This window comes from Nonomuraea sp. CA-141351 (assembly GCF_050944675.1).
GTDB lineage: Bacteria > Actinomycetota > Actinomycetes > Streptosporangiales > Streptosporangiaceae > Nonomuraea.
Genome location: NZ_CP191982.1, coordinates 3,912,237 through 3,936,268, shown reverse-complemented (window position 1 = coordinate 3,936,268; position 24,032 = coordinate 3,912,237). Strand labels below are relative to the sequence as shown.

The following is a 24,032-nucleotide window of genomic DNA, read 5'->3' as shown; positions in this document are numbered from 1 at the left end:
TGGTCTTGATTCGTGGATGCGGTTCAAGGCACTCTCGACGAGCTCGGCACTCCGCTGAGTGACGTCACGTTCGTCGTGTTCGACCTCGAGACGACCGGCGGCGCCCCGTCTGACGACGCCATCACCGAGATCGGCGCGGTCAAGGTGCGGGCGGGCGAGGTGCTCGGCGAGTTCTCCACGCTGGTCGATCCCGGTGGGCCGATCCCGCCGTTCATCTCCGTGCTGACCGGCATCACCGACGCCATGGTCGTGGCCGCGCCGCGGATCGAGGCGGTGCTGCCGAGCTTTCTCGAGTTCATCAGCGGGGCCACGCTGGTGGCCCACAACGCCGGCTTCGACACCCGCTTCATCAAGGCCGCCTGCGCCGCCCAGGGCTATCCTCCGCCCGCCAATCCGGTCGTCGACACCGTCGACCTGGCCCGCCGGGTGCTGACCCGCGACGAGGTCCCCAACGCCAAGCTGGCGACGCTGGCCAGGTTCTTCCGCAGCCCCACCGAGCCGTGCCACCGCGCCCTGCAGGACGCCAGGGCCACCGTCGACGTGCTCCACGGGCTGATCGAGCGGGCCGGGGCGTTCCAGGTGCACACGCTCGAAGAGCTCAAGTCGTTCGTCCGCGCCCCCACGCCCGAGCAGCAGCGCAAGCGCCACCTGGCCGAGTCCGTCCCGCACGCCCCGGGGGTCTACTTCTTCGAGGACGAGCGTGGCGAGGTGCTCTACATCGGCAAGAGCACCAACCTGCGCAACCGCGTGCGCTCCTACTTCACGGCCGGCGAGACCCGCCCGCGCATCCGCGAGATGATCGGCATCGCCGAGCGGGTGCGCCACATCGTCTGCTCGACCGCCCTGGAGGCGGAGGTCAGGGAGCTGCGCCTGATCGGCGGCGCCAAGCCCCGCTACAACCGCCGCTCCCGCTTTCCCGAGAAGGTGCTCTGGCTCAAGCTCACCACCGAGGCGTTCCCGCGCCTGTCCATCGTCCGCGAGCTCAAGGACGACGGGGCCACCTACCTCGGCCCGTTCACCAGCGGCCGCCTCGCCGACGACGCCCGCATCGCCCTGCACGAGGCGGTCCCGCTGCGGCAGTGCACCCAGCCCATCGCGCTGCGCACCCGGCGGGCGGCCTGCGTGCTCCACGAGATGGGCCGCTGCGGCGCGCCCTGCGCGGGCAAGGAGAGCCAGGAGGAGTACGCGCTCCACGTCGAGAGCGCGCGCCGGGCCATGACGCTCGACGCCTCGCTCGTCTTCACCGCCGTGTCGGCCCGCATGGAGCGGCTGTCGGTGGAGCAGCGCTACGAGGAGGCGTCGGTCGACCGCGACCGGCTGGCGTCCTTCGTCCGCACGGCGGCCCGCATGCAGCGCCTGAGCTCCATCACGCGCATCCCGCAGTTAGTGGCCGCCAGCCCGGCCTTCGACGGCGGCTGGGACATCCACGTCATCCGGTACGGGCGGCTCGCGGCGGCCGGGGTCATGCCGAAAGGCACCCATCCGACCCCTTTCGTGGCTTCCCTTACGGCCACGGCCGAGGCCGTCATCCCTGGCCCCGGCCCGATCCACGGCGCCAGCGCCGAGGAGACCGAGTGCATCCTGCGCTGGCTGGAGTCGCCCGGGGTGCGGCTGGTGGAGGTGGACGGCGAGTGGAGCGTGCCCGCCTGGGGCGCCGCCCGCCACAAGGCCCGCATCGACCTGGCATACCGGCATCTCGACCAGCGGCGGAGCCGGGAGGGGCGACCTCTGAGGTGAAACGATAGAGTTGATCCATGGTCACGGCTATCGTCCACATCAATGCAGAGGTAGACCGGATCCCGGAGGTCGCCCAGACGATCGCCGAGATCGAAGGGGTCAGCGAGGTCTACTCCATCACCGGCGACTACGACCTGCTGGCGATGGTGCGGGTGGCCGCCTATGAGGAGATCGCCGAGGTGGTGCCCGGGCGGATCAACAAGGTGGCCGGGGTGCTGCACACGGAGACGCACATCGCGTTCCGCGCGTACTCCAAGCACGACCTGGACGCCGCCTTCTCCATCGGCTTCCCCGAGGCCGACTGACCGGTTCCCGCGCCCGCTCCCCGGGCGCGCGGGCTGCCGTCCAGGCGCCGCGTCCTTGGGTTCACCGGGCGCGCGAGCTGCCGTCATCCCGAGGACGGGAACGCATGGGATGCGGCCACACCATGCCTCATGCCGACCCGGCACCGCCGACGGGAGCCCAGCCAGCCCGTCCCGCCCGGCCGCGGTGAGCGCGTACCACGGCCTTGGCCCAGAATGTGCTCCGTCACGGCGAGCAACCCGTGAGCCTTCACGACCGGCCTTGACAGACGGCGACGTTCTACGGCGCGTGCGGGCAACCCCGGCGCAGCCGTAAAAGATCATCGGACAGAGAACGGGCCCGGACGGAGAGATCCGTCCGGGCCCGATTTCCGAAGAGCATCAATGAGTCAGGCTGCGATCGTCGTCGCCGGGGGCGATGGCGGCGGGCTCTTCCTCGTGTCCGTGCCCGTGCCCGTCGTCCAGCGGGATCTTCTCCCCGCCGTACGCCTTCGACATGCGTGCGCGCAGCTTGCCGAGCGGGCCGCGCATGCCCTTCGGCGGGATGCCCGCGGCGTCCTCGGCCACCGGCAGCATCGCCACCGGCTCCTTGCCGCGCACGTGGGCCTCGATGTCGTCCGCCTGCGGCGTGTGGACCTCGATGAACTCACCGTGCGGCAGCCGCTTGATGACGCCGGACTCCACGCCGTGCGAGACGACCGCGGCGTCGGAGCGCTGCAGGCCGAGGCACATGCGGTAGGTGATCAGGTACGCCAGCGCAGGCGCCACGAAGATCAGCACACGCCCGGAGTACGTCGTCCAGTTGAGGCTGACGTGGAAGTTCGCCGAGAGCTCGTCGTTGGCGCCGAGCAGCCAGAGCACGCCGTAGAACGTGATGGCCGCCATGCCGATCGAGGTGCGGTGCGGGTTGTTGCGCGGCCGGTCCGCGACGTGGTGCTCGCGGTGGTCGCCCGTCACCCAGCGCTCGATGAACGGATAGAGCGCGAGCCCCGTCATGATGAGGCCCATCGGCACCAGCGCCGGGATGATCACGCTCAACGGCAGCGTGCCGGCGTTGGCGGTGCCGAAGAGGTTGATCTCCCACGGCACCATGATGCGCAGCGCGCCCTCGAGGAAGCCCATGTAGAAGTCGGGCTGTGAACCGGCCGACACGTCGGCGGGCGTGTACGGGCCGAACAGCCAGATCGGGTTGATCTGGGTGAACGTCGCCAGCCCCGCCACCGTGGCGAGCGTGAACAGGAAGTACGCCCCCGCCTTGGCCATGAAGGCCGGGTAGAACGGCGCGCCCACCACGTTCTTGTTGTCACGCCCCTTGCCCGGCATCTGGGTGTGCTTCTGCACCCACATGAGCACCATGTGGGCCGAGATCAGCGCCAGCAGGATGCCCGGGATGAGCAGGATGTGCAGCGAGTAGAACCGGGAGATGACCGCCTCACCCGGATATTCCCCGCCGAACAGGAAGAACGTGATGTACGTGCCGACCAGCGGCAGCGAGATCGCCACACCCTCGGTGATCCGCAGACCCGCGCCGGACAGCAGGTCGTCGGGGAGCGAGTAGCCGGTCAGGCCCTCGGCCAGCGCCAGCGTCAGCAGCAGGACACCGATGATCCAGTTGAGCTCGCGCGGCTTGCGGTAGGCGCCCGTGAAGAACACCCGCAGCATGTGGACCATCATGCCGGCCACGAACATCAGGGCCGCCCAGTGGTGCATCTGCCGGATCAGCAGACCACCCCGGACGTCGAAGCTGATCTCCAGCGACGACGCGTAGGCCTCAGACATCATCACGCCCTTGAGCGGCGCGTACGAGCCGTCGTAGGCGATCTCCATCATGCTCGGCTTGAACCAGAACGTCAGGAACGTACCGGTCAGCAGCAGGATGATGAACGAGTAGAGCGCGATCTCACCCAGCAGGAACGACCAGTGGTCCGGGAAGATCTTGCGCAGGTTGCGCTTGAGGAAGTTGGCCCCGCCGAGGCGGTCGTCGAGGAACGTCGACGGCCCCGCGATGGCCTTGGGAACGGCATTGAGCTCGCTCATGCCTGGCCTCCCTTCTCCCTGGCCGCCTGCTCGGCGTCACCGCGTTCCCAGTAGCTGGGGCCGACCGGCACCTCGAAGTCGCCCTTGGCGATGAGGTAGCCCTCGGCGTCGACGGTGATGGGCAGCTGCGGCAGCGGCCGGGCGGCCGGACCGAAGATGACCTTCGCACCGTCGGCCGCGTCGAACGTCGACTGGTGGCAGGGGCAGAGGATGTGGTGGGTGTTCTGCTCGTAGAGGGCGGCAGGGCAGCCCACGTGGGTGCAGATCTTGGAGTACGCCACGATGCCGTCGTGCGTCCAGTTCTGCCGGACGCCGCTCTTGAGCTCCTCCGGGCGGAACTTGATCAGGATCAGCGTGGCCTTGGCGAGGGCGTTGAGGTCGTGCTGGTAGCCCTCGGGGACCACCGACAGGATGCCGCCGGGCGAGTTGAAGTCGGCGGCCCGGATCGGCTGGCCGGTGCCCTCGACGACGAGCCTGAGCGGCTTGCCCTCCTTGGTCTTCTCACCCCAGACCGTGTGGCGCAGCAGCTTGTTGAACTTGGCGCCGGGCATCTTGGTGTTGTCGAGGTCGCGCAGCAGCACCACCGGCACCAGGCCGAGGGGCGCGGCGGCCAGCAGCAGCGTGCGGCGCAGCATCTTGCGCTTGACGAAGCCGCTCTCGTTGGCGCCCTGGACGAACGTGTCGGCGACGACCTCGCGGTCGTCCTCCTCGGAGGCCATCAGGTGGCGCTCTTGGACCAGGGAGTACTTCGGCATGATCTGGCGGACCCAGATCACGATGCCGACCGCCAGCCCCAGGATCGCCAGCGTCAGCGTGCCGCCCAGCGCGAGGTTGGACACTCCGGTCTTCTCGGGGCTGCCGACCTGGAAGACCACGTAGGAGATGATGAACGCGATGGCTGCCAGGAACGTGATCGTGAAGCAGAGCGCCACGATCTTCTCGGCCTTGCGGGCCTTGGTCTCGTCGGGCAGCGTGACGCCGGGGACTTCCTTCTCGACGTCCGCCGCTTCCGCGGTGCCGAGCATCGAGGTGCCCGGCGCGGGGGTGCCGATGACGCGCTTGGGTACGCGCTCATCGGGCTGCTCGATCTCGTGCTCGTTGTCTGTCATGACTTCTGTCGCTTCTTCGCGGTGATCCAGATGGCGGCGAGTGCGAGGACGCTGAGGCCCACGACCCACGCTACGAGACCTTCGGTGACCGGTCCAATGCGCCCCAGGGCGAAACCTCCCGGGTCCTTCTGCTCGCGAACCTGGGTGATGTAGGCGATCATGCTGCGCTTCTCTTCAGGCGTGATCGTCGAGTCGTTGAAGACGGGCATCGCCTGCGGGCCGGTGACCATCGCCTCGTAGATCTGCGTGGGGGTCGCCGAGTTGAGGTTGGGGGCGTACTTGCCCTGCGTGAGGGCGCCACCGGCGCCGACCCAGTTGTGACACTGGATGCAGTTGGCGCGGAACAGCTCGCCGCCCTTGCCGGCGTCGCCGAGCTTGGGATCGACCTGCTCCGAGGCGGGGACCTGCGGGCCGCCGCCGAGGGACTGCACGTAGGCGCCGATCTGCTTGATCTTCGTCTCGTCGACCCAGGGGGCGAGCGGCTTACGCGGGGCCTGCGGGCCGGGGTTGGCGGCAGGCATGCGGCCGGTGCTCATCTGGAAGTCGACGGCCGCGGCGCCGACGCCGACGAGCGTGGGCGCCGTCGTGGTGCCCTGCGCGTTCATGCCGTGGCAGCTGGAGCAGTGCTGAACGAACAGGCTCCTGCCCTCGGCCACGTCATCGACCTTGCCTGCCGCCAGTGCCGCGTCGGCAGGCTTGCCCGCCTGGACAAAGGCGGCGTATACCATCCCGACCAGCGCCAACGCCAAAATCAGGACGGCATATCTCGCGAGGGGATGCCGCCGCCAAGCGGTGATCCTAGTCACAGAGATCCCGTTCCTTAACGAATGATGTAGATGGTCGAGAAGAGACCAATCCAAACGACATCTACGAAGTGCCAGTAGTAGGACACGACGATCGCGCTGGTGGCCTGCTCATGCGTGAAGCGCTTCGCGGCGTACGTGCGTCCCAGCATGAACAGGAACGCGAAAAGGCCACCGGTCACGTGCAGGCCGTGGAAGCCCGTCGTCAGGTAGAACACCGAGGTGTAGGCGTTAGCGGACAGGGTCGCGCCCTCCGACGCCAGCTCGCCGTACTCGTACAGCTGCCCGGCCACGAAGACCGCGCCCATGAGGAAGCTGATGAAGTACCAGAAGCGGAGCTTTCGGACCTGCCCCTTCTCTGCGGCCCACACGCCCAGCTGGCACGTCACACTCGACAGAACCAGGATGATCGTGTTGACCGTCGCGAACGGGACGTTCAGGTGAGCGCCCTCTGCGACCTCGAGGCCCGCCTTGTGCAGCGCGGGACCCCAGACGAGGCCGTTGCCCTCGCTCACCGACCGGATGGTGAAGTACATCGCGAACAGCGCCGCGAAGAACATGAGCTCGGAGGACAGCCAGACGATCGTCCCGACACTGACCAGATTGGGTCTGCGGTACGACTGTGCTGTCGTCGTCGAAGTTATTGCGGATGCTGTCGCCACGGGCAGCATTATTGCGGCTCCAGTGGTCGGTCCCGCGCACGACCCCCCGGTTAGCAGGTACAAACCGGGAAGCAACCTGGGAAAATCGCCCCAAAACCCCCTGCCAGACATGGTGGCCTGGGAATGCACACCGGCGCACCGGTACCATCCGAGGTGACCATACCGCTACAAGGGATAGTGAGCGCGACAGTGACGTCCACTGGGAGCACCGGCGACACGATGAGGGTCCTCGTCTACAGCGACGACGCCGCCACCAGGGCTGAGGTGAGCCAGGCCATCGGCAGGCGCCCCGCGGCCGACGTACCCCTCGTGGAGATCGTGGAGTGCGCCACCGAGCCGAAGGTCCATCAGTGGCTGGGCTCAGGCGAGATCGACGTGGCCGTCCTCGACGGCGAGACGCAGCCCGCGGGCGGCATGGGCATCTCGCGCCAGGCCAAGGACGAGGTCTACGACTGCCCGCCCATCTGCCTGATCATCGCCAGGCGCGACGACCGCTGGCTGGCCGAGTGGTCCAAGGCCGACGCCGTCGTGTCGCAGCCGCTGGAGCCCATGGTCGTCGCCGACACGGTGGCCGACCTGATGCGCCGCCGCTCCTCCACCCGACTCAACGCCAAGTAGGTGCCCATGGACTCCCGGACGACCTGGCCCACCCTGCTCTCCGCTCTCCTGTCCGGAGAGCACCTCACCTCCGACGAGACGGCCTGGGCGATGCGGGAGATCATGTCCGGCGCCGCGACGTCCGCCCAGATCGCCGGTTTCGCGATCGCGCTGCGCGCCAAGGGTGAGACGGTGGCCGAGGTGGTGGGCCTGGCCCGCACCATGCTGGAGCTGGCCACGCCGCTGAGCGTGGAGGGGCCCGTGGTGGACATCGTCGGCACGGGAGGCGACCGCGCCCACACCGTCAACGTCTCGACGATGGCCGCCATCGTGGCCGCCGCCGCGGGCGCCCGGGTCGTCAAGCACGGCAACCGCGCGGCCTCGTCCTCGTGCGGCGCCGCCGACGTCCTGGAGCACCTGGGGATCCGGCTCGACCTCACGCCCGAGCAGACCGCCCAGGTGGCGCGCGAGGCAGGCATCGCCTTCTGCTTCGCCCCGGTCTACCACCCCGCGCTCCGCTTCGCCGGGCCGCCGCGCAAGGAGATCGGCGTGCCCACGGTCTTCAACTTCCTGGGCCCGCTCACCAACCCCGCCCGCCCCGCCGCCCAGGCCATCGGCGTCTTCGACCCGCGCATGCTGCCCGTGCTGGCCGGCGTCTTCGCCGAGCGCGGCGTCACGGCCCTGGTGTTCCGTGGCGACGACGGGCTCGACGAGCTGACCATCGCGGGCACCTCAACGGTCTGGGTGGTCAGGGACGGCACGGCCACGCAGGCCACGTTCGACCCGGGCGTGCTCGGCATCCCGCGCGCCGACGTGGGCTCGCTGCGGGGCGGCGACGTGACCTTCAACGCCCAGGCCGTGCGCGACCTGGTGCAGGGCAAGACGGGTCCGGTGCGCGACGCCGTCCTGCTGAACGCCGCCGCGGCCCTGGTGGCGCTCAACGGGCCCGGTGACGACCTCGACGCCGCCATGACCGACGGCTACGCCCGCGCGGTCCAGGCCGTCGACTCGGGCGCGGCCGCCGCCACCCTCGACCGCTGGGTCGAGGCCAGCGCCTCCTTCGGCCACGCCTGACGCGCGCCCCTCACCGTTCGCGCCCGGCCATCCGCATTCCCGGAACAGGGCGCGGCACGGTGGCACGCGTGCGTCTCGGACTGCGGCCGAGCGCCAAGACAGCCCCGGCCGCAACGGTCCAGGCGACGACAGCGAGCGGCACGGCCAGGGGACGGATGTGGCGGCCAGGGCGTTACGGAACCGGCATCAGAACGTGACGGTCGGGCCCGCCTTGAGCACGCTCCACTTGAGCCAATCCTTCCAGTTCTCCTGCCAATGCCCCCACCCATTCGTGGGCTCGAGCTTCCGCGGCGACCCCGTGATGATGATCGGGTCCCCGATCAACGTGTTCTTGAGGAACCAGATGGCGTTCTCCGGGCTGACGTTCACGCATCCGTGGCTGACGTTCGAGTTGCCCTGCGACCCCACCGACCAGGGCGCGCTGTGGACGTACTCACCGCTGTTGGAGATGCGGACGGTGTTGTAGACCGTCAGCTGGTAGTACCCGGCCTGTCCCGGCCCGGCGTCAGGCGAGGTCATGACCGTGACGGGCTCGCGCGACATCGCCAGGTGGATGCCCGAGGTGGTGTAGTGGTTCCACGCATCTCCCTGCCCCGCGCTCATCGGCATCTCGCGGATCTTCTTGCCGTCCCGCCGGACGATCAGGAAGTGCTCGTCGGTGCTGCCCTTGGTGATCTGCTCACGGCCGATCTTGAAGTCGAGCCGTACGTTGCGCTTGCCGTACAGGGCGGGACCTCCGCGCACGCCGGCCAGGTTCGCCTCCACTTGCACCTTGGTGTGCGCGGGCCAGTACTTCTCCGGGCGGAAGTCCACGTGGCTGTCGTCGAACCAGTGCCAGGCCCCCTCCACCGGCTTGGAGCTGCGGACGGTCAGGTTGCGCTCGACGGACACCCGGTCGGCGATGGGCTTGTCGAAGGCGATCATGATGGGCATGCCGACGCCGACCGTCAGGCCGGTGTCGTCCTTGTTGGGGGTGATCGTCTTGATGTCGAACGTCTTGTCGCCCTTGACCGTCGTGAACGTGCTCGTCGTCTGGCTCTCCTTGCCCGCTCCGTCGACGGAGACGGCCGTGACCGTGTACACCGTGCTGGGCCTGGCGGTGACGGTGCTGCGCCAGCGGGTGCCGTCGCCGCTGAGCTCGCCCTGCAGTGGGCCGGACTTGCCGCCGTCCACCCGTACGCTCTTGAGCGTGCCCGTACGGGCCGAAACGACCACGGGGTGGTCCGTGGCCACGTTCGCGGCCTTGTCCTGCGGAGAGAACGTCACAGAGGGCGCCTGCGCCCCGCCCGCCATGGCCATCCCGTCAGGTTTCGATGTGCTGCCCGCGGAGCACGCTGACAGCAGTGCCAGGGCCAGCAGCCCGGCCGATCCCTTCGCTACACGCCCCACGAGTGACTCCCTCGTCCGCGATCGAACCGCTTCTGCCTCCTTTATTACCCTCAGTGATCGATTAACCACATCCGCGTACTCGTAAAGAACGCCAAAAAGCGGGCGTTCCCCCCGCAAGGGAAACGCCCGCTTCGGCAAACAGGTCAATCAGTGCGAGAACTGGCCCCGGTAGTACTGGAACACGAACCCGATCATGGCCATGATCACCAGGAAGACCCCGATCAGGAACATCCAGAAGCCGATCACGAACCCGGCGAAGGCGAAGGCCGCCGCCAGGCACAGGAACAGCGGCCACCAGCTGCTCGGGCTGAAGAACCCGATCTCGCCCGCGCCGTCGCTGATGTCGGCCTGCTTGTTGTCCTCCGGCTGAGCGCCGATGCGCCGCGCGGTGAACATCAGGTAGTAGCCGACCATGAACGCGAACCCGACCGAGATCGCCATGGCCGTGGTGCCGACCGGCTCACCGTGGCCCGTCGACGCCTTGGTCCAGAACCAGTAGGCGACGTCGACGCCCGCGAAGAACAGGCCGCACGCGAGGAACAGCCAACCCTGGACTCTCATCAGGCCTCAACCTCCTCCTTCGCCGGCCTGGCCGACACGTGCGGGTAGTGCAGGTCGAACGCCGGGCGCTCGGACCGGATGCGCGGCAGCGAGGTGAAGTTGTGCCGCGGCGGCGGGCAGGAGGTCGCCCATTCGAGCGAGCCGCCGTAGCCCCAGGGGTCGTCGACCGTGACCTTGGGCGCGCTGCGCCAGGTCTTCCAGACGTTGTAGAAGAACGGCAACGTCGAGGCGCCCAGGATGAACGCGCCCACCGACGAGATCAGGTTGAGGTCCGTGAAGCCGTCGGCCGCGCTGTAGTCGGCGTACCGGCGCGGGAAGCCCAGCATGCCCAGCCAGTGCTGGATGAGGAACGTCGTGTGGAAGCCGATGAACAGCAGCCAGAAGTGCAGCTTGCCGAGCTTGTCGTTGAGCATCCTGCCGGTGAACTTGGGCCACCAGAAGTAGAAGCCCCCGAACATGGCGAACACGACCGTGCCGAAGACCACGTAGTGGAAGTGGGCGACGACGAAGTAGGAGTCGCTGAGGGGGAAGTCGAGCGGCGGCGAGGCCAGGATGACGCCCGTCAGGCCGCCCAGGAGGAACGTGATGAGGAAGCCGATCGAGAACAACATCGGCGACTCGAACGACAGATGCCCTCGCCACAACGTGCCGATCCAGTTGAAGAACTTCACCCCGGTCGGCACCGCGATGAGGAACGTCATGAACGAGAAGAACGGCAGCAGCACTTGCCCGGTCGGGAACATGTGGTGCGCCCAGACCGTGATCGACAGACCCGCGATGGAGATCGTCGCGACCACGAGGCTGATGTAACCGAAGATCGGCTTACGGCTGAAGACCGGCAGGATCTCGCTCACGATGCCGAAGAACGGCAGCGCGATGATGTACACCTCGGGATGGCCGAAGAACCAGAACAGGTGCTGCCACAACAGCGCGCCGCCGTTGTCGGTGGCGAAGACGTGCGTGCCGAGCTTGCGGTCGGACTCCAGCACGAGCAGCGCGGCGGCCAGCACGGGGAAGGCCATCAGCACGAGCATGCTGGTGAGCAGCACGTTCCAGACGAAGATCGGCATGCGGAACATGGTCATGCCGGGCGCGCGCATGCAGATGATCGTGGTGATGAAGTTCACCGAGCCGAGGATGGTACCCAGGCCCGACAGGGCCAGGCCCATGATCCACAGGTCGCTGCCCATGCCGGGCGAGTTGATCGCGTTGGACAGCGGCGTGTAGGCGAACCAGCCGAACGAGGCCGCGCCGCCCGGCGTGAAGAAGCCGGACACGGCGATGAGGCTGCCGAACAGGTAGAGCCAGTAGCTGACCATGTTGAGGCGCGGGAACGCCACGTCGGGGGCGCCGATCTGCAGCGGCATCAGCTCGTTGGCGAAGCCGGCGAACAGCGGCGTCGCGAACATCAGCAGCATGATCGTGCCGTGCATGGTGAACAGCTGGTTGAACTGCTCGTTGCTGGTGAACTGCATGCCCGGCTGCGCCAGCTCGGCCCGCATGATCAGCGCCATGACGCCGCCGATCAGGAAGAAGGCGAACGACGTGATCAGGTAAAGGTGCCCGATGATCTTGTGATCAGTGGAGGACAGCCACTTGGCGATCACCTGGCCCTTGGTGACGGGCCTGGCAGGCGCGCGAAGGGGTTCTTGAATGGCGGTCACTGGGCACTCCCAGCCTGGTGTGTCGCGATGTATTGGTCGAACTCAGCCTGCGGGACGAGCTTCACCGAGAACAGCATGCGGCTGTGGTCGACGCCGCAGAGCTCGGCGCAGCGGCCCGCGAAGACGCCCGTCCTGGCAAGGGTCGTGATCTGGAACTTACTGCCCGGGTTGTCAGGCTTGATGCCCGGGATGACGTCCCGCTTGAACAGGAACTCCGGCACCCAGAACGAGTGGATGACGTCGTCGGTCGACAGGTTGAACTCGACCTTCGTGTTCACCGGCAGGACCAGCTGGGGGCCCTGGTGGTAGTCATGCACCGGCACGCCCGCGACCGGGGTCAGCGTCTTGCCGTTGACGGTCGTGGTGAAGCGCCAGCTCCACTGGAACGCCTCGACCTTGACCTTGACGGGCGCGTCGCCGTCCACGTGGGTCAGTGTCTGGCTGTCCCGGGCGGTGAAGAAGAAGAACACCGACACCATGACAAGCGGGATCAAGGTGTAGAGCATCTCGATCGGCAGGTTGTAGCGCACCTGCGGCGGGAGATCGGCCTTGGCCTTGCGCTTGCGGTGGAAGATCGCCGCCCACACGATCAGGACGACGACGACGGCGCCCGTGGCGAGGGCGGCGATCCAAGCCCCGTTCCACAGGCTCTGGACCACGTCTCCCTGTTCGGTGACATGGTCAGGAAGAAGGCCGCGGGACCAGTCGGCCTTGGGTACGTCATTAGCACACGCCGTAGCAGTGGCCAGCAGCAACGCCAAAGCGGCGGCGCGTGGCACCCTGCGCCGGGCCAACGAACGCCGCGTCGTACGGCGAGTCGGACTCACGGATCGCCTACCCCACAGATGAAGCCCAAGAGTCTTTCCCTTGGGCGCTCCTATTTCCAGATGCACAGCTGATTGCAGACACATTAGCGTGCAGGTGCTTCGCCCTACCGCGCGACCCCTCGATGGCGCCGCAAGTGGGACGATAAGTCTCGTGGCGTACTTCGACGCGGCTTCGAGCGAGCCGCTCCACCCTCAGGCACGCGAGGCGCTGCTGGCGGCGATCGACGTCGGCTGGGCCGACCCCGCGAGACTGTACGGCCAGGCCCGCCGCGCGCACCTGCTGCTCGAGCAGGCTCGCACGGAGGTGGCCGAGGCGCTCGGCGCGCGTCCCGACGAGGTGTCGTTCACCTCGTCCGGCACACAGGCCGTGCATCTCGGCGTCCTCGGCACCCTACACGGCAGGCGCAGGGCCGGGCGCCACCTGGTGACGAGCGCGGTGGAGCACTCCAGCGTGCTGCACGCCGGTGGAGTGCACGAACGCGACGGCGGCACGGTCGAGACGGTGGGCGTGGACCTCACGGGGCGGGTCGATCTCGACCGGTTCGCCGAGGCGGTCGCCCGTCCCGGCACCGCGCTGGCCTGCCTGCAGACGGCCAACCACGAGGTCGGCACGGCGCAGCCGGTGGCCGAGGCCGCCGCGGCCTGCCGCGCCCATGGGGTCCCGCTGCTGGTGGACGCGGCGCAGACGGCGGGCAGGATGCCGATACCGCCCGGCTGGTCGGTGCTCACCGCCAGCGCCCACAAGTGGGGCGGCCCCGCGGGGGTGGGCGTGCTGGTGGTGCGCAAGGGCACGCGGTTCCGCTCGTTCCTGCCGGAGGACGAGCGGGAGCGGCGGCGGGTGCCGGGGTTCGAGAACGTGCCCGGCATCGTCGCGGCGGCGGCCGCCCTGCGCGCGATGGCCGCGGAGGCGGCGCAGGAGCAGGCGCGGCTGTCCGAGCTCGTCGGGAGGATCAGGGAGACGGTGCCGAAGATCGTCCCGGACGTGGAGGTCATCGGCGACCCCGTCGATCGGGCGCCGCACATCGTGACCTTTTCGTGCCTGTACGTCGACGGCGAGGCGCTCCTGACCGAGCTGGACAAGGCCGGTTTCGCCGTTTCGTCAGGAAGCTCGTGCACCGCTAGTACGCTTCGTCCATCGCACGTTCTTGAAGCGATGGGCGTGCTGACCCATGGGAATGTCCGGGTGTCGCTGCCCAGGGGCACTTCCGCGGCCGAGGTCGACAGGTTCCTCGCCGTGCTGCCCGATCTGGTGCGCCGCATCCGCCAGGACGCAGGAGTCGCATGACCGAGGTTACCCAGCCGGCTCTGACGATCGACGCACTCGGGAAGAAGTGCCCGATCCCGATCATCATGCTCGCCGAGCAGATCAACTACATCCCGCTCAACGCCGTGGTGGCCGTGCTGGCCGACGACCCGGCGGCTTATACGGACGTGCCGGCGTGGTGCAGGCTGAAGTCGCACCGGCACGTGGGCTCGTACGAGCTGCCCGAGGGCGGCTGGGCGATCCACGTAAGGCGTAATTACTGACTTTTCCCGAAATGGGTGGGTAGAGGCTCCCCGTACGAAGTCACCGACTTTCGGGGGAAAGCCATGACCAGCGGACATCCGCACGAGACCGCCCGTGACCTGATGAGTCCGGGAGCGCAGTGTGTCGGAGCGCACGAGACGCTTGACCGGGCGGCCCAGCTCATGCGCGACAGCAACGTGGGGTCGCTGCCCGTGTGCGGGCCGGACGAGCGCGTTAAGGGCATCATCACCGACCGCGACATCGTGATCAAGTGCATCGCGGCGGGGCACGACCCGTCGAAGGTGACGGCGGGCGAGCTGGCCGGCGGGCTCGTCTTCGTCACCCCGGACACGAGCGTGGACGAGGCGCTCACCAAGATGGAGGAGAACCAGATCAAGCGGCTGCCGGTGCTGGAGGGCGACCGCATCGTCGGCATCATCAGCGAGTCGGACCTGGCCCAGCACCTGCCCGACGCCCAGCTCGCCGAGTTCATGCACCACGTGTACGCCAGGGGCTGAGCCCGGCCGTACCGGAAAGCCTGGGGAAACGGGCCAAGGAGGCCGCCCCGCCACGTCGGGCGGGGCGGCTCATCACGGTTACGGGTGGTAGCAGCGGACGTGCTCGGCGATGTCCGCCGCGGCGTCGGCGCCGTAGGCGGCGCTGAAACGCTCGAGGAAGACCTGCTGACCGAGCTCGTACTCCTGGCCGCCGACGCGCTCCAGCACGTGGGTGGCGGTCAGGTTGCCGATCTGGCCGCAGCGCTCCAGCGGCAGCCCCCAGGCCAGGCCCGCCAGGAACCCGGCGCGGAAGGCGTCGCCGACGCCGGTGGGGTCGGCCTTGCCCCGCTCGGGCGAGGGGGCCACGGCGATGGACGGCTCGTCCCTCCGGTCGATGACGGCGCCCTTGGGACCGAGCGTGGTGATCCGGACGCCGACCCGGTGCAGGATCTCCTCGTCGGACCAGCCGGTCTTCTGCTCGATGAGCCCCTTCTCGTAGTCGTTGGAGAACAGGTACGCGGCGCCGTCCACGAGCTGGCGGATCTGCTCGTCCTCCATCCGCGCGAGCTGCTGGGAGATGTCGGCGGCGAACGGGATGCCGCGCTGGCGGCACTCGTCGGTGTGGCGCAGCATCGCGTCGGGGTCGTTGGGGCTGATCAGCACCAGGTCGAGGCCGCCCAGTCGGTCGGAGACCGGCCGCAGCTCGATCAGCCGCGCCTCGGCCATGGCGCCGGTGTAGAAGGAGGCGATCTGGTTGTGGTGCTGGTCGGTGGTGCACAGGAAACGCGCGGTGTGCTGGGTCTCAGAGATGTGCACGGAGTCGCAGTCGACGCCGTGGCGCTCCAGCCACGAGCGGTAGTCGGCGAAGTCGTTGCCGACGGCGCCCACCAGGACCGGCTTCAGGCCCAGGCAGGCCATGCCGAACGCGATGTTCGCCGCGCAACCGCCGCGACGGATCTGAAGGTCATCGACCAGGAACGAGAGTGACACCCGGTCAAGCTGCTCGGCGATCAACTGATCGCCAAAACTTCCTGGGAAGGTCATCAGGTGGTCTGTCGCGATGGAGCCGGTAACGGCGATGCGCACGGGATTCTTCTTCCTCGTTGTCAGCAGGCCAATGAGCCCCACGAGAATACGCGAAGGTCCCGCTCGCATGAAGCAAGCGGGACCGCGCAAGCAACCCCTAGTTGAACGAGTCGCCGCAGGCGCAGGAGCCCGTGGCGTTGGGGTTGTCGATGGTGAAGCCCTGCTTCTCGATGGTGTCGACGAAGTCGATGGTGGCGCCCATCAGGTAGGGAGCGCTCATGCGGTCGGTGACCACGCCGACGCCCCCGAAGTCCGACACCACGTCGCCGTCCATCGAACGGTCGTCGAAGAAGAGCTGGTAACGCAGTCCGGAGCAACCACCCGGCTGCACGGCGACCCGCAGCTGCAGACCTTCCTCGCCCTGCTGCTCGAGCAGGTTCTTGACCTTGGCGGCGGCCGCGTCAGTCAGGATCAGGCCCTGCGCCGTGGTCTCGCTGCTCTCAACCGTCATCTGCTGACTCCCTAACCCGGCTGTCTGTTTCCGACGTCCTACTAATGACGCTACCAACACCTGGCCCATGCCACACATTCCCGAGGCACCTACCCCCGTAATAAGCAGGTTCGTCCATGTGCCATGATGAGTATCGTCAATTCGACGATAAGGGGGTGTGGCCATGGCCACCCAGACTGGGCTGCCGCTCTTCGTCCTCGGCCAGGGCGCCGATCCGCACAGCGAGAAGGGGGTCGAGTGCCCGGGCGAGCTGCCGCCCGCCTCCGACCCCGACCTGGTGGAACGGGCCCGGAAGGCGAAGGAGGCGCTCGGCGACCGCCTGTTCGTGCTCGGGCACCACTACCAGCGCGACGAGGTCATCCAGTTCGCCGACGTGACGGGCGACTCGTTCAAGCTCGCCCAGCAGGCGGCGGCCCGGCCGGAGGCGGAGTTCATCGTCTTCTGCGGGGTGCACTTCATGGCCGAGTCCGCCGACATCCTGACGGTCGATACGCAAAAGGTGATATTGCCTGATATGGCGGCCGGGTGCTCGATGGCGGACATGGCCACGTTCGACCAGGTCGAGGAGTGCTGGGACGCCCTGGAGGACGCCGGTCTCGCCGATCAGGTGATCCCTGTCACATACATGAACTCCAGCGCCGACATCAAGGCATTCTGCGGCAGGAACGGCGGCGCGGTCTGCACCTCCTCCAACGCCCGCCGCGCCCTGGACTGGGCGTTCTCGCGCGGCGAGAAGGTGCTGTTCCTGCCCGACCAGCACCTGGGCCGCAACACGGCGGTGCTGGAGATGGGCATGTCCCTGGAGGACTGCGTCGTCTGGAACCCGCACCGCCCGAACGGCGGCCTCACCCAGGAGCAGCTGGAGCGGGCGAGGATGATCCTGTGGCGCGGCCACTGCTCGGTGCACGGCCGCTTCACGGCGGACTCGGTCGACGACGTACGGTCCCGCATCCCCGGCGTGAACGTCCTGGTGCACCCCGAGTGCCGCCATGAGGTCGTGCTCAAGGCCGACCACGTGGGCTCGACCGAGCACATCATCAAGACGCTGGAGGCGGCTCCGGCCGGCTCGAGCTGGGCGATCGGCACGGAGCTCAACCTGGTCAAGCGCCTGGCCCAGATGTTCCCCGACAAAAGCATCTCGTTCCTGGACAGGACGGTGTGCTACTGCTCGACCATGAACAGGATCGACCTGCCGCACCTGGTGTGGGCCCTGGAGTCCCTGGTGCTGGGCGAGGTCGTCAACCAGATCACGGTGGACGAGGACACCGCCCACTGGGCCAAGGTGGCCCTGGACCGCATGCTCGCCCTCCCTTGACCACGCGAACCTCCGGCCGCGCCCTCCACCGCCCCTGTCTCGGACCGGGATCGGAGGGGGCGGCCGGAACAGACGGCAGCAGCGCGCGTTACTCCGGCGCCGGTTCCGGCACTCCGGTGCGGACGGAGCCCGGGCATCGGCGGTGAGGCGGGGTCAGCGGAAGGCCGCGGCGTTGCGGCGGGCCCAGGCGGCGAACGGGCGGGGAGCTCGGCCGAGCACGTGCTCGACGTCCGGGCTGATCCGCCGTTCGGCCGGGGTCGGCTCGCCGAGGATGGCCAGGGTGGTGTCCGCGACCGGCCCCGGCATGAACGCCAGCATCTCCGCGCGAGCCTCCTCGCGGCTCTGCTCCACGAACGTGACCACCTCGCCGAGCGCCTCGCCGATGGCGGCGGCGCTCTGGCGCGGGGTCACCAGCTCCGGTCCGGTGAGCTCGTAGATCCGCCCGTCATGGCCGGGCTCGCGCAGCACCGCGGCCGCCACCTCGGCGATGTCGTCGGGGTCGATGACCGGCAGCCCGACGTCGCCGAACGGCGCGGCGACCGTGCGGCTCGCGCGAACCGGCTGGGCCCACGCGAACCTGTTGGAGGCGAAGCCGCCCGGCCGCAGGATCGTCCATCCCGTTCCCGAGTTCATGACCGCGCGTTCCATCTCCGCTCCGAAGCGGCCGTGTGACTCGCTCTCCGGGCGGGTCACGACACCCTGCGAGGAGAGCAGGACGACCCTGCCCGGCCCGCTCACCGCTGCGACGATCTCCTTGGGCTCCCTGGCGAACAGGTCGCCGCCCGTGAGGAGGAACACGGCGTCGGCACCCTCCAGGGCCGGGCGCAGGCCGGCGGGGTCGGCCAGGTCGGCGGCGAAGGCGCGTACGCCCTCTGGCACGTCCGCGCCGGTGATGCGGCGGGACACGGCGGTGACCTCCTCGCCTGCCTCGGCCAGCAGCCGGACCAGCGTACGGCCGACGTTCCCCGTGGCTCCCGTGACGACGATCATGATGATTCTCCTCGAAGTTAGTTAGTCGGCTGACTCACTGACAAGGGAGACCATAGCACGACTCCGGCGCCTATAGTTAGTAAGGTGACTGACTCAACGCGCTCCCGGGTCAAGACCGCGGCCGCCAAGCGGCAGCGGCTGATGGCCGCCGCCGCCCAAGTCGTGCACAGGCAGGGGGCGGAGCGCACCACCATCGCCGACATCGCGCGCGCCGCCGACGTCCCGGTGGGCAACGTGTACTACTACTTCAAGACCAAGGATGAGCTGGTCGCGGCCGCGCTCGCCGAGCACGCCCGGCAGCTCGAGATCCTCACCGACCGCCTCGAGCGCCTCGACGACCCGAGGGAACGGCTCAAGAGCCTGGTGGAGGGGTGGGTCAGCCAGCGTGACCTCGCCGCCCGCTACGGCTGCCCGACCGGAACCCTCGCCGCCGAGCTCGACAAACGCGACGAGGGCGGCCTGGACGTGGAGGCGGGCAGGGTCATCCGGCTGCTGATCGACTGGGCCGAACGCCAGTTCCGCGAGCTCGGGCAGCCCGACCCCGAAGGGCTGGCCCTGACCCTGGTGGGCGCCTACCAGGGCATGTCCCTGCTGGCCAACGCCCTGCGCGACCCCGAGATCATGACCCGCCAGTGCGCCCGCCTGCTCGACTGGCTCGACTCCCTCTCCGGCGAAACCGTCTGACCCGCACACGCCGCTTCCTCAAGGGACCCCGCCGAAGTACGGCGGGGTGGCGGAGGAGCGCGGGTGCGTTCTAAGCGAAGTCGTAGCCGAGCTGGACGGTCACCGTCAGCGTCTGGCGGCCCGGGCTGATGGACGCGCCGCTCTCGGCCGCCGCCGCGGCCAGGCGGAGGGGCTGGGGGCCGCCGCCCTTGATCTCCTCGCTCACCGAGACCACCCTGCCCAGGGGGCGGCCGGCCAGCTCGGCGTAGTGGGCCGCCTTGGCGGCGGCGTCTCGGAAGGCTCTCGCCCTGGCTTCCCTCAGGAAGCCGGACGGGTCGGACACCTCGAACGCCACGCCGTTCAGCCTGGCCTCCTCCCCTACTCCGGCCACCGTGTCGATGACGTGGTCGGCCCGGGTCAGGTCGCGGACGATCACCTCCACTCCCTGGGCGGCCCGGTACGCGCCCACCTTGGGGTATGCCTCGTACTCCGGCCCCAGCGACAGCTCCACCGTGCGCACGTCCTCCGCGGCGATGCCGGCCCGGGCCAGCGCCTCTGCCAGCCGGGCGGCGGCGGATCTGACGGCGGTGAAGGACTCCGCCGCGGAGGCCCTGCGGACCTCCACGCCCGCGTGCAGCCGCAGGACGTCGGGTGCGGCCAGGACGGCGCCTTCGCCGACGACGGTGATGTCCACGCCTACCCCCTATGAATAGGTCCCGGATCGATCCTAGGCTGTCGTCACCCGTGCCGGCCGTCTGAGACGGCGTCGGCGATCGCCTGGGGATTCTCGAGCTGGACCGGGCGCCCGGATCCCGGCAGACGTACGAGCCGGGCGGACAGGAGGCCGGCCAGCCGGACCGCGTTCCGGGCGCCCGTGCTGATCACCGTGACCGGCACGTCAGGGAGCGGCCTGTCCGCCCTCAGCCGGTGCAGGTCGGCGATCATGTCCCGGCGGGCCAGCCACTCCCCCGCCACCGCGGCGGACACCTTGCCCACGCGGTAGACGCCGTACGGGTCGCGTACGCCGGTGAGCAGCCGGTGCGCCGCGGGCCCCGCGAGGCAGGCCAGGGCGGCCGCGCCCCACGTGCCGCCCAGCGCGGGCAGCCACCGGCCGGCGCTCCCGGCCGCGGCGAACGGCCTGCGCTCCCCCGCGCCGGCCGGGTCGATCAGAACGAGCTTCGCCACGCGGAGCGGGTGCAGCCTGGCGAACGCCTCCGCGTGCCAGCAGCCCACGCCCTGGGCGACGACGATCACCTGTTCCGGATGCGAAGGTGCCAGGCCGGCCAGGCGGGCGGCCTCCCCGTGCAGGGTGGGCGGGTCGGGCGAGCACGGGCTGAGGCCGAGGCCCGGGCGGTCGAAGCGGATGACGCGGTGGGTGGCGGCCAGCCGCGCGGCCACCGCGTCCCAGTGGAACCAGGCGCCGCCGAGTCCCGCGGTGATGAGCACGGCGGGCCCGGAGCCCTGCTCGACCACGTGCGGCCGCGCGTTCCCGTGCGGCACCGATGCGCGGGCGGTCACGTCGTCCGAGACGAGCAGGTGGAGCGCCGCGTACACCAGCCAGATCGCGAACATCGTCAGCTGCGCCCGGTGCGCGATCCCCACCCCGTGCCGGTCGGCGTTCGCGGCCATCACGAGCAGGGTGGCCGCCAGCCCCAGCCACGTGAACAGCCACGACACCCACGAGCGCCATCGCGCGCTGAGCAGCACCATGGCGACCAGCACGGCGGCCGTGGCCAGCGCACCCACCAGCAGGTGCGCGAAGTGCCCGGACGACATCGGCCGCCGCCCGCAGGACGGATCGCTCAGCGTGGCGCAGTCCAGCGGGAACAGCCCCGCCGCGAGGGTGAGCAGCCCGAAGGCGGCCAGCGCCAGCCAGCCCCGCCCCTCGCGCGCCGCCGTCGGCACCAGCGCCACCCCGAACACGCACGCCAGCCCCGACAGCGCGTCGCTCACCCGGAACAGCCGCGTCCACGGCTGGTCACGCGCGGCCAGCTCGCTGACGTACCCGTCGGTCCTGTCGACCCGCGGCGTCGTGAACTGGCCGGTGATCCACGCACTGCCCAGCACCGCCGCCACGATGAGCGCGGAGGCCGCGAGCACGTACAACCTTCGCTCCACGTGATCATTAGATCACTCAAAGTGGCGGGCGCTCCGTCAGAGACCGGGCGCGCCCCAGACCGGAAACCAGCGGCTGAGGTCCTTCTCCAGCGGCAGCTCGCCCTCCAGGACGCCTCTCACCTGAAGTTCGAGCGGGTTGTCCCGCCTCTGCCCGGCGAGCGGGGCGAACGGGTAGAACGTCCCGCGCTTGTAGAGGTACACGATCGCCAGCCGCCTGCCGTCGTCCTGACCGGCGAAGGACACCAGCGAGCACAGCAGGGAGGGCCCGAACCCGGCCGACTCCAGCGACGAGTTGACCGCGTGGAGCTCGGTGACCAGGTCGCCGAGCTGGTCGGGCGAGCGGCGCACCAGCAGCCAGGTGTAGCCGTACGAGTCGTGGGACTCCTCGACGCGCTCGCCGAGCAGCGCCTTGATGTCGCGTTCGAGTGTGGCGAACGCGCCGCCCTCCGCGGCCCTGAACGCCACCGAGCCGAGGCCGGTGGGCACGAGCCCGGTCGCGGCCTGCAGCGTCACGGCGGCGGACGGCAGGGCGAACAGCGCGTCGAGGTTGGGTTTGACCGGTTTCGAGCGGCCGAGCAGCGCGTCGAGCCAGCCCATACGGGTTCAGCCCCTTCCGAGCTGTTTGGAGATGTTCGTCAGCTGCTCCAGCCGCCGTTCGAGCGACGGGTGGGTGGAGAACAGGTTCGCCAGCGACTCGCCCGGGCGGGCCGCCGGGGCGAAGTAGAAGGCGTTGAACGGCGCCGCCTCGCGCAGGTCCTCGGTCGGAATCCTCGCCATGTCACCGCTGATCCGCACCAGCGCGCTGGCCAGGGCGGACGGGCGTTGCGTGAGCAGCGCGCCCGCGCGGTCGGCCGACAGTTCGCGGTAGCGCGACAGGGCGCGGGTGAGCAGGAAGCTGATGGCGTACACGACGACGGAGACGAGCAGGATGATCAGGCCGACGGGCACGCCGCCCTGGTTGCCGTTGCGGCGGCCCCCGAGACCCGAGAAGAGGGCGAACCTGGTCATGAGCCCCGCCACGATGCCCAGGAACGAGGCGATCGTCATGACGGCGACGTCGCGGTGGGCGACGTGCGACAGCTCGTGCGCGAGCACGCCTTCGAGCTCCTGAGGCTCCAGGCGGCGCAGGATGCCGGTCGTCACGCAGACGACGGCGTTCTTCTGGTTGCGGCCGGTGGCGAACGCGTTGGGGACGTCGGAATCCGCGATGGCCACCCGCGGCTTGGGCATGTCGGCGAGCGCGCACAGCCGATCGATCAGGCCGTGCAACTCGGGGGCCTCCTGCGGCGAGACCTCCCGGCCGTGCATCGCGAACAGCGCGATGCGGTCGGACAGGAAGTACTGCACGAACAGCAGACCCCCGGCTATCACCAGCACAGTCAGCGCCCGCACGCCCAGGGAGATCAGGACGCCGACGAACACGACATAGAGCAACCCGAGCAGGAACATCGTCACGGCCATGCGGGTGGTCAGCCCCCGGTCGGACGCGAACCGCGTGCCCATGGCTTAGCCCGGGATGAGGCCCTGGTCGCCCAGCATCTCCCGGACCTCCTCGATCGAGGCGTCCGCGGGGGGAAGGATCAGCTCTGACGGCTCAAGGCTGTCGTTGGGAAGCGCCTTGCCTACCTGGCGCACCTTGTCGAGCAGTGCGTGCAGCTTCGTGCGGAAGACCGGCTCGTCGCCCACCTCGATGGCGGCTTCCAGCTCGCTGTCGAGCTCGTTGAGCACCGCGATGTCCTCGGCGGAGATCTCCACCTGGCCCTCGCCCATGATCCTGACAATCATCATGCGCCCTCCCCGGGCTGGCGAAGCTGCTGGGTCTGGCTCTGACCCTGCTGCGGCTGGGGCTGCTGCTGCGGCTGGCCCTGCTCGATGGCAGACTTGGGCGCGGGGCCCTGGCCCAGCTCGGCCTTCATCCTGGCCAGCTCCAACTCTACGTCCATGCCGCCGCCCATGCGGTCGAGCTCGGCCTGGATGTCGTCGCCGCGGGTGCCGGTGTAGTCGTCGAGCGCGCCGCTGGCCAGCAGCTCGTCGATCGCGCCCGCGCGGGCCTGCATCTGCGCCGTCTTGTCCTCGGCGCGCTGGATCGCCAGGCCGACGTCACCCATCTCCTCGGAGATGCCGGAGAACGCCTCGTTGATGCGGGTCTGCGCCTCGGCGGCGGTGTAGGTGGCCTTGATCGTCTCCTTCTTCGTACGGAAGGCGTCGACCTTGGCCTGCAGCCGCTGGGAAGCCGTGGTCAGCTTCTCCTCCTCGGCCTGCAGGTTGTCGTGCTGCAGCTTGAGGTCGGCCATCTGCGTCTGCAGATTGGAGCGACGCTGCAGCGCCTCGCGGGCCAGGTCCTCGCGCCCCACGGACAGCGCCTTGCGGCCCTGGTCCTCGTAGCGCTGAGCCTGCTTCTCAAGCCCGGTTATCTGGAGCTCCACCCTCTTGCGCGACGTGGCGACGTCGGCCACGCCCCTGCGGACCTTCTGCAGCAGCTCGAGCTGCCGCTGATAGGAGTAGTCAAGGGTCTCGCGCGGATCCTCCATCTTGTCCAGGGCCTTGTTGGCCTTGGACTTGAAGATCATCGAAAGTCTCTTCATCACGCTCATGCGCGTCGGCCGTCCCCTTCTAGGTCGTGCTGGTGTTCACCCAATGCAG

The 24,032-nt window shown here is 69.1% G+C and carries 26 protein-coding genes; 9 read left to right on the top strand and 17 right to left on the bottom strand.

The features are described 5' to 3' along the window. Positions 1 to 12: 12 nt before the first annotated feature. Positions 13 to 1,737: a DEDD exonuclease domain-containing protein gene (locus ACQPWU_RS18675; protein WP_433441672.1), complete on the top strand. Its 1,725-nt coding sequence runs from the start codon at positions 13 to 15 to the stop codon at positions 1,735 to 1,737. Positions 1,738 to 1,754: 17 nt separating this feature from the next. Next, positions 1,755 to 2,042: an Lrp/AsnC family transcriptional regulator gene (locus ACQPWU_RS18670; protein WP_344985341.1), complete on the top strand. Its 288-nt coding sequence runs from the start codon at positions 1,755 to 1,757 to the stop codon at positions 2,040 to 2,042. Between the two features lie 378 nt (positions 2,043 to 2,420). On the opposite strand, the gene qcrB is transcribed toward ACQPWU_RS18670, so the two are convergent. Genes qcrB through ctaE form a run of 4 tightly spaced genes read right to left on the bottom strand, consistent with a single transcriptional unit; the run spans position 2,421 to position 6,659 of the window. Beyond that, positions 2,421 to 4,076 carry a cytochrome bc1 complex cytochrome b subunit gene (gene qcrB / locus ACQPWU_RS18665; RefSeq protein ID WP_433441670.1) on the bottom strand — a complete coding sequence of 552 codons (1,656 nt, stop codon included), beginning with the start codon at positions 4,074 to 4,076 and terminating at the stop codon, positions 2,421 to 2,423. Then, positions 4,073 to 5,185: a cytochrome bc1 complex Rieske iron-sulfur subunit gene (gene qcrA, locus ACQPWU_RS18660; RefSeq protein ID WP_433441668.1), complete on the bottom strand. Its 1,113-nt coding sequence runs from the start codon at positions 5,183 to 5,185 to the stop codon at positions 4,073 to 4,075. The genes qcrB and qcrA overlap by 4 nt, the downstream gene beginning before the upstream one ends. Beyond that, positions 5,182 to 5,991: a cytochrome bc1 complex diheme cytochrome c subunit gene (gene qcrC, locus ACQPWU_RS18655; RefSeq protein ID WP_433441666.1), complete on the bottom strand. Its 810-nt coding sequence runs from the start codon at positions 5,989 to 5,991 to the stop codon at positions 5,182 to 5,184. The genes qcrA and qcrC overlap by 4 nt, the downstream gene beginning before the upstream one ends. A 14-nt stretch (positions 5,992 to 6,005) precedes the next feature. After that, on the bottom strand, positions 6,006 to 6,659 hold the full coding sequence (gene ctaE, locus ACQPWU_RS18650; RefSeq protein ID WP_433441664.1) for an aa3-type cytochrome oxidase subunit III: 654 nt from the start codon (positions 6,657 to 6,659) through the stop codon (positions 6,006 to 6,008). Positions 6,660 to 6,869: 210 nt separating this feature from the next. On the opposite strand from ctaE, the gene ACQPWU_RS18645 reads away from it, so the two are divergent. Next, on the top strand, positions 6,870 to 7,268 hold the full coding sequence (locus tag ACQPWU_RS18645) for a hypothetical protein (protein ID WP_360694136.1): 399 nt from the start codon (positions 6,870 to 6,872) through the stop codon (positions 7,266 to 7,268). 6 nt (positions 7,269 to 7,274) lie between these two features. Beyond that, on the top strand, positions 7,275 to 8,321 hold the full coding sequence (gene trpD / locus ACQPWU_RS18640; RefSeq protein ID WP_433441662.1) for an anthranilate phosphoribosyltransferase: 1,047 nt from the start codon (positions 7,275 to 7,277) through the stop codon (positions 8,319 to 8,321). Positions 8,322 to 8,507: 186 nt separating this feature from the next. Here the strand turns inward: trpD and ACQPWU_RS18635 are convergent, their stop codons facing one another. The 4 genes from ACQPWU_RS18635 to ctaC all read right to left on the bottom strand — a co-directional run bounded on the left by ACQPWU_RS18635 (position 8,508) and on the right by ctaC (position 12,714). Then, on the bottom strand, positions 8,508 to 9,710 hold the full coding sequence (locus ACQPWU_RS18635; RefSeq protein WP_433441660.1) for a L,D-transpeptidase: 1,203 nt from the start codon (positions 9,708 to 9,710) through the stop codon (positions 8,508 to 8,510). A gap of 147 nt (positions 9,711 to 9,857) precedes the next feature. Next, positions 9,858 to 10,271, bottom strand: a complete 414-nt coding sequence (locus tag ACQPWU_RS18630; protein WP_433441658.1) for a cytochrome c oxidase subunit 4 — start codon at positions 10,269 to 10,271, stop codon at positions 9,858 to 9,860. After that, the gene (ctaD, locus tag ACQPWU_RS18625) at positions 10,271 to 11,935 is read right to left on the bottom strand and encodes an aa3-type cytochrome oxidase subunit I (protein ID WP_433441656.1); all 1,665 of its coding nucleotides are present in this window, start codon (positions 11,933 to 11,935) and stop codon (positions 10,271 to 10,273) included. Before ctaD ends, ACQPWU_RS18630 begins: the two co-directional genes overlap by 1 nt. Further along, a complete protein-coding gene (ctaC, locus tag ACQPWU_RS18620; RefSeq protein WP_433445238.1) occupies positions 11,932 to 12,714 on the bottom strand; it encodes an aa3-type cytochrome oxidase subunit II in 783 nt (260 codons plus the stop codon). Before ctaC ends, ctaD begins: the two co-directional genes overlap by 4 nt. Before the next feature lie 199 nt (positions 12,715 to 12,913). Between ctaC and ACQPWU_RS18615 the strand changes: the two genes are divergently transcribed. The 3 genes from ACQPWU_RS18615 (at position 12,914) to ACQPWU_RS18605 (ending at position 14,787) form a co-directional block, all read left to right on the top strand. Further along, on the top strand, positions 12,914 to 14,047 hold the full coding sequence (locus ACQPWU_RS18615) for a cysteine desulfurase family protein (protein ID WP_433441654.1): 1,134 nt from the start codon (positions 12,914 to 12,916) through the stop codon (positions 14,045 to 14,047). Beyond that, positions 14,044 to 14,289: a sulfurtransferase TusA family protein gene (locus tag ACQPWU_RS18610; protein ID WP_433441652.1), complete on the top strand. Its 246-nt coding sequence runs from the start codon at positions 14,044 to 14,046 to the stop codon at positions 14,287 to 14,289. Before ACQPWU_RS18615 ends, ACQPWU_RS18610 begins: the two co-directional genes overlap by 4 nt. 63 nt (positions 14,290 to 14,352) lie before the next feature. Continuing rightward, positions 14,353 to 14,787 carry a CBS domain-containing protein gene (locus tag ACQPWU_RS18605; RefSeq protein WP_360694113.1) on the top strand — a complete coding sequence of 145 codons (435 nt, stop codon included), beginning with the start codon at positions 14,353 to 14,355 and terminating at the stop codon, positions 14,785 to 14,787. A gap of 78 nt (positions 14,788 to 14,865) precedes the next feature. Here ACQPWU_RS18605 and ACQPWU_RS18600 read toward each other — a convergent pair whose 3' ends face one another. Both ACQPWU_RS18600 and erpA read right to left on the bottom strand, forming a co-directional pair. Beyond that, a complete protein-coding gene (locus ACQPWU_RS18600) occupies positions 14,866 to 15,852 on the bottom strand; it encodes a carbohydrate kinase family protein (protein ID WP_433441650.1) in 987 nt (328 codons plus the stop codon). A 97-nt stretch (positions 15,853 to 15,949) separates the two neighbouring features. After that, positions 15,950 to 16,303 carry an iron-sulfur cluster insertion protein ErpA gene (gene erpA / locus ACQPWU_RS18595; protein ID WP_360694118.1) on the bottom strand — a complete coding sequence of 118 codons (354 nt, stop codon included), beginning with the start codon at positions 16,301 to 16,303 and terminating at the stop codon, positions 15,950 to 15,952. A 163-nt stretch (positions 16,304 to 16,466) separates the two neighbouring features. Here erpA and nadA point away from each other — a divergent pair, with 163 nt between their 5' ends. After that, positions 16,467 to 17,618, top strand: a complete 1,152-nt coding sequence (gene nadA, locus ACQPWU_RS18590; RefSeq protein WP_433441648.1) for a quinolinate synthase NadA — start codon at positions 16,467 to 16,469, stop codon at positions 17,616 to 17,618. Positions 17,619 to 17,771: 153 nt separating this feature from the next. On the opposite strand, the gene ACQPWU_RS18585 is transcribed toward nadA, so the two are convergent. Next, positions 17,772 to 18,608 carry an NAD(P)H-binding protein gene (locus ACQPWU_RS18585; RefSeq protein WP_433441646.1) on the bottom strand — a complete coding sequence of 279 codons (837 nt, stop codon included), beginning with the start codon at positions 18,606 to 18,608 and terminating at the stop codon, positions 17,772 to 17,774. Positions 18,609 to 18,692: 84 nt separating this feature from the next. On the opposite strand from ACQPWU_RS18585, the gene ACQPWU_RS18580 reads away from it, so the two are divergent. Further along, a complete protein-coding gene (locus tag ACQPWU_RS18580) occupies positions 18,693 to 19,292 on the top strand; it encodes a TetR/AcrR family transcriptional regulator (protein ID WP_433441645.1) in 600 nt (199 codons plus the stop codon). A gap of 70 nt (positions 19,293 to 19,362) precedes the next feature. Here the strand turns inward: ACQPWU_RS18580 and ACQPWU_RS18575 are convergent, their stop codons facing one another. From ACQPWU_RS18575 to ACQPWU_RS18550, 6 genes are read right to left on the bottom strand one after another with little or no spacing between them, the layout of a single operon-like run. Further along, positions 19,363 to 19,965: an SIMPL domain-containing protein gene (locus ACQPWU_RS18575; RefSeq protein WP_433441643.1), complete on the bottom strand. Its 603-nt coding sequence runs from the start codon at positions 19,963 to 19,965 to the stop codon at positions 19,363 to 19,365. Between the two features lie 44 nt (positions 19,966 to 20,009). Beyond that, the gene (locus ACQPWU_RS18570; protein ID WP_433441641.1) at positions 20,010 to 21,389 is read right to left on the bottom strand and encodes an alpha/beta fold hydrolase; all 1,380 of its coding nucleotides are present in this window, start codon (positions 21,387 to 21,389) and stop codon (positions 20,010 to 20,012) included. A 36-nt stretch (positions 21,390 to 21,425) separates the two neighbouring features. Next, the gene (pspAB, locus tag ACQPWU_RS18565) at positions 21,426 to 21,986 is read right to left on the bottom strand and encodes a PspA-associated protein PspAB (RefSeq protein WP_360711063.1); all 561 of its coding nucleotides are present in this window, start codon (positions 21,984 to 21,986) and stop codon (positions 21,426 to 21,428) included. 6 nt (positions 21,987 to 21,992) lie between these two features. Beyond that, positions 21,993 to 22,892 carry a zinc metalloprotease HtpX gene (gene htpX / locus ACQPWU_RS18560; protein ID WP_433441638.1) on the bottom strand — a complete coding sequence of 300 codons (900 nt, stop codon included), beginning with the start codon at positions 22,890 to 22,892 and terminating at the stop codon, positions 21,993 to 21,995. A 3-nt stretch (positions 22,893 to 22,895) separates the two neighbouring features. Further along, entirely contained in the window at positions 22,896 to 23,174 is a 279-nt protein-coding gene (pspAA, locus tag ACQPWU_RS18555; RefSeq protein ID WP_433445237.1) for a PspA-associated protein PspAA, read from the bottom strand. After that, complete coding sequence (locus ACQPWU_RS18550) at positions 23,174 to 23,959, bottom strand: PspA/IM30 family protein (protein ID WP_433445235.1); 786 nt, start codon at positions 23,957 to 23,959, stop codon at positions 23,174 to 23,176. The genes pspAA and ACQPWU_RS18550 overlap by 1 nt, the downstream gene beginning before the upstream one ends. Positions 23,960 to 24,032: the final 73 nt, after the last annotated feature.

Coding starts and splice junctions, on each gene's coding strand:
- qcrB (WP_433441670.1), bottom strand. CDS start 4,076: ATGAGCGAGCTCAATGCCGTTCCCAAGGCCATCGCGGGGCCGTCGACG.
- ctaE (WP_433441664.1), bottom strand. CDS start 6,659: ATGCTGCCCGTGGCGACAGCATCCGCAATAACTTCGACGACGACAGCA.
- nadA (WP_433441648.1), top strand. CDS start 16,467: ATGGCCACCCAGACTGGGCTGCCGCTCTTCGTCCTCGGCCAGGGCGCC.
- qcrA (WP_433441668.1), bottom strand. CDS start 5,185: ATGACAGACAACGAGCACGAGATCGAGCAGCCCGATGAGCGCGTACCC.
- ACQPWU_RS18585 (WP_433441646.1), bottom strand. CDS start 18,608: ATGATCGTCGTCACGGGAGCCACGGGGAACGTCGGCCGTACGCTGGTC.
- ACQPWU_RS18630 (WP_433441658.1), bottom strand. CDS start 10,271: ATGAGAGTCCAGGGTTGGCTGTTCCTCGCGTGCGGCCTGTTCTTCGCG.
- erpA (WP_360694118.1), bottom strand. CDS start 16,303: ATGACGGTTGAGAGCAGCGAGACCACGGCGCAGGGCCTGATCCTGACT.
- htpX (WP_433441638.1), bottom strand. CDS start 22,892: ATGGGCACGCGGTTCGCGTCCGACCGGGGGCTGACCACCCGCATGGCC.
- pspAB (WP_360711063.1), bottom strand. CDS start 21,986: ATGGGCTGGCTCGACGCGCTGCTCGGCCGCTCGAAACCGGTCAAACCC.
- ACQPWU_RS18550 (WP_433445235.1), bottom strand. CDS start 23,959: ATGATCTTCAAGTCCAAGGCCAACAAGGCCCTGGACAAGATGGAGGAT.
- ACQPWU_RS18610 (WP_433441652.1), top strand. CDS start 14,044: ATGACCGAGGTTACCCAGCCGGCTCTGACGATCGACGCACTCGGGAAG.
- ACQPWU_RS18605 (WP_360694113.1), top strand. CDS start 14,353: ATGACCAGCGGACATCCGCACGAGACCGCCCGTGACCTGATGAGTCCG.
- pspAA (WP_433445237.1), bottom strand. CDS start 23,174: ATGATTGTCAGGATCATGGGCGAGGGCCAGGTGGAGATCTCCGCCGAG.
- ACQPWU_RS18645 (WP_360694136.1), top strand. CDS start 6,870: ATGAGGGTCCTCGTCTACAGCGACGACGCCGCCACCAGGGCTGAGGTG.
- ACQPWU_RS18670 (WP_344985341.1), top strand. CDS start 1,755: ATGGTCACGGCTATCGTCCACATCAATGCAGAGGTAGACCGGATCCCG.
- trpD (WP_433441662.1), top strand. CDS start 7,275: ATGGACTCCCGGACGACCTGGCCCACCCTGCTCTCCGCTCTCCTGTCC.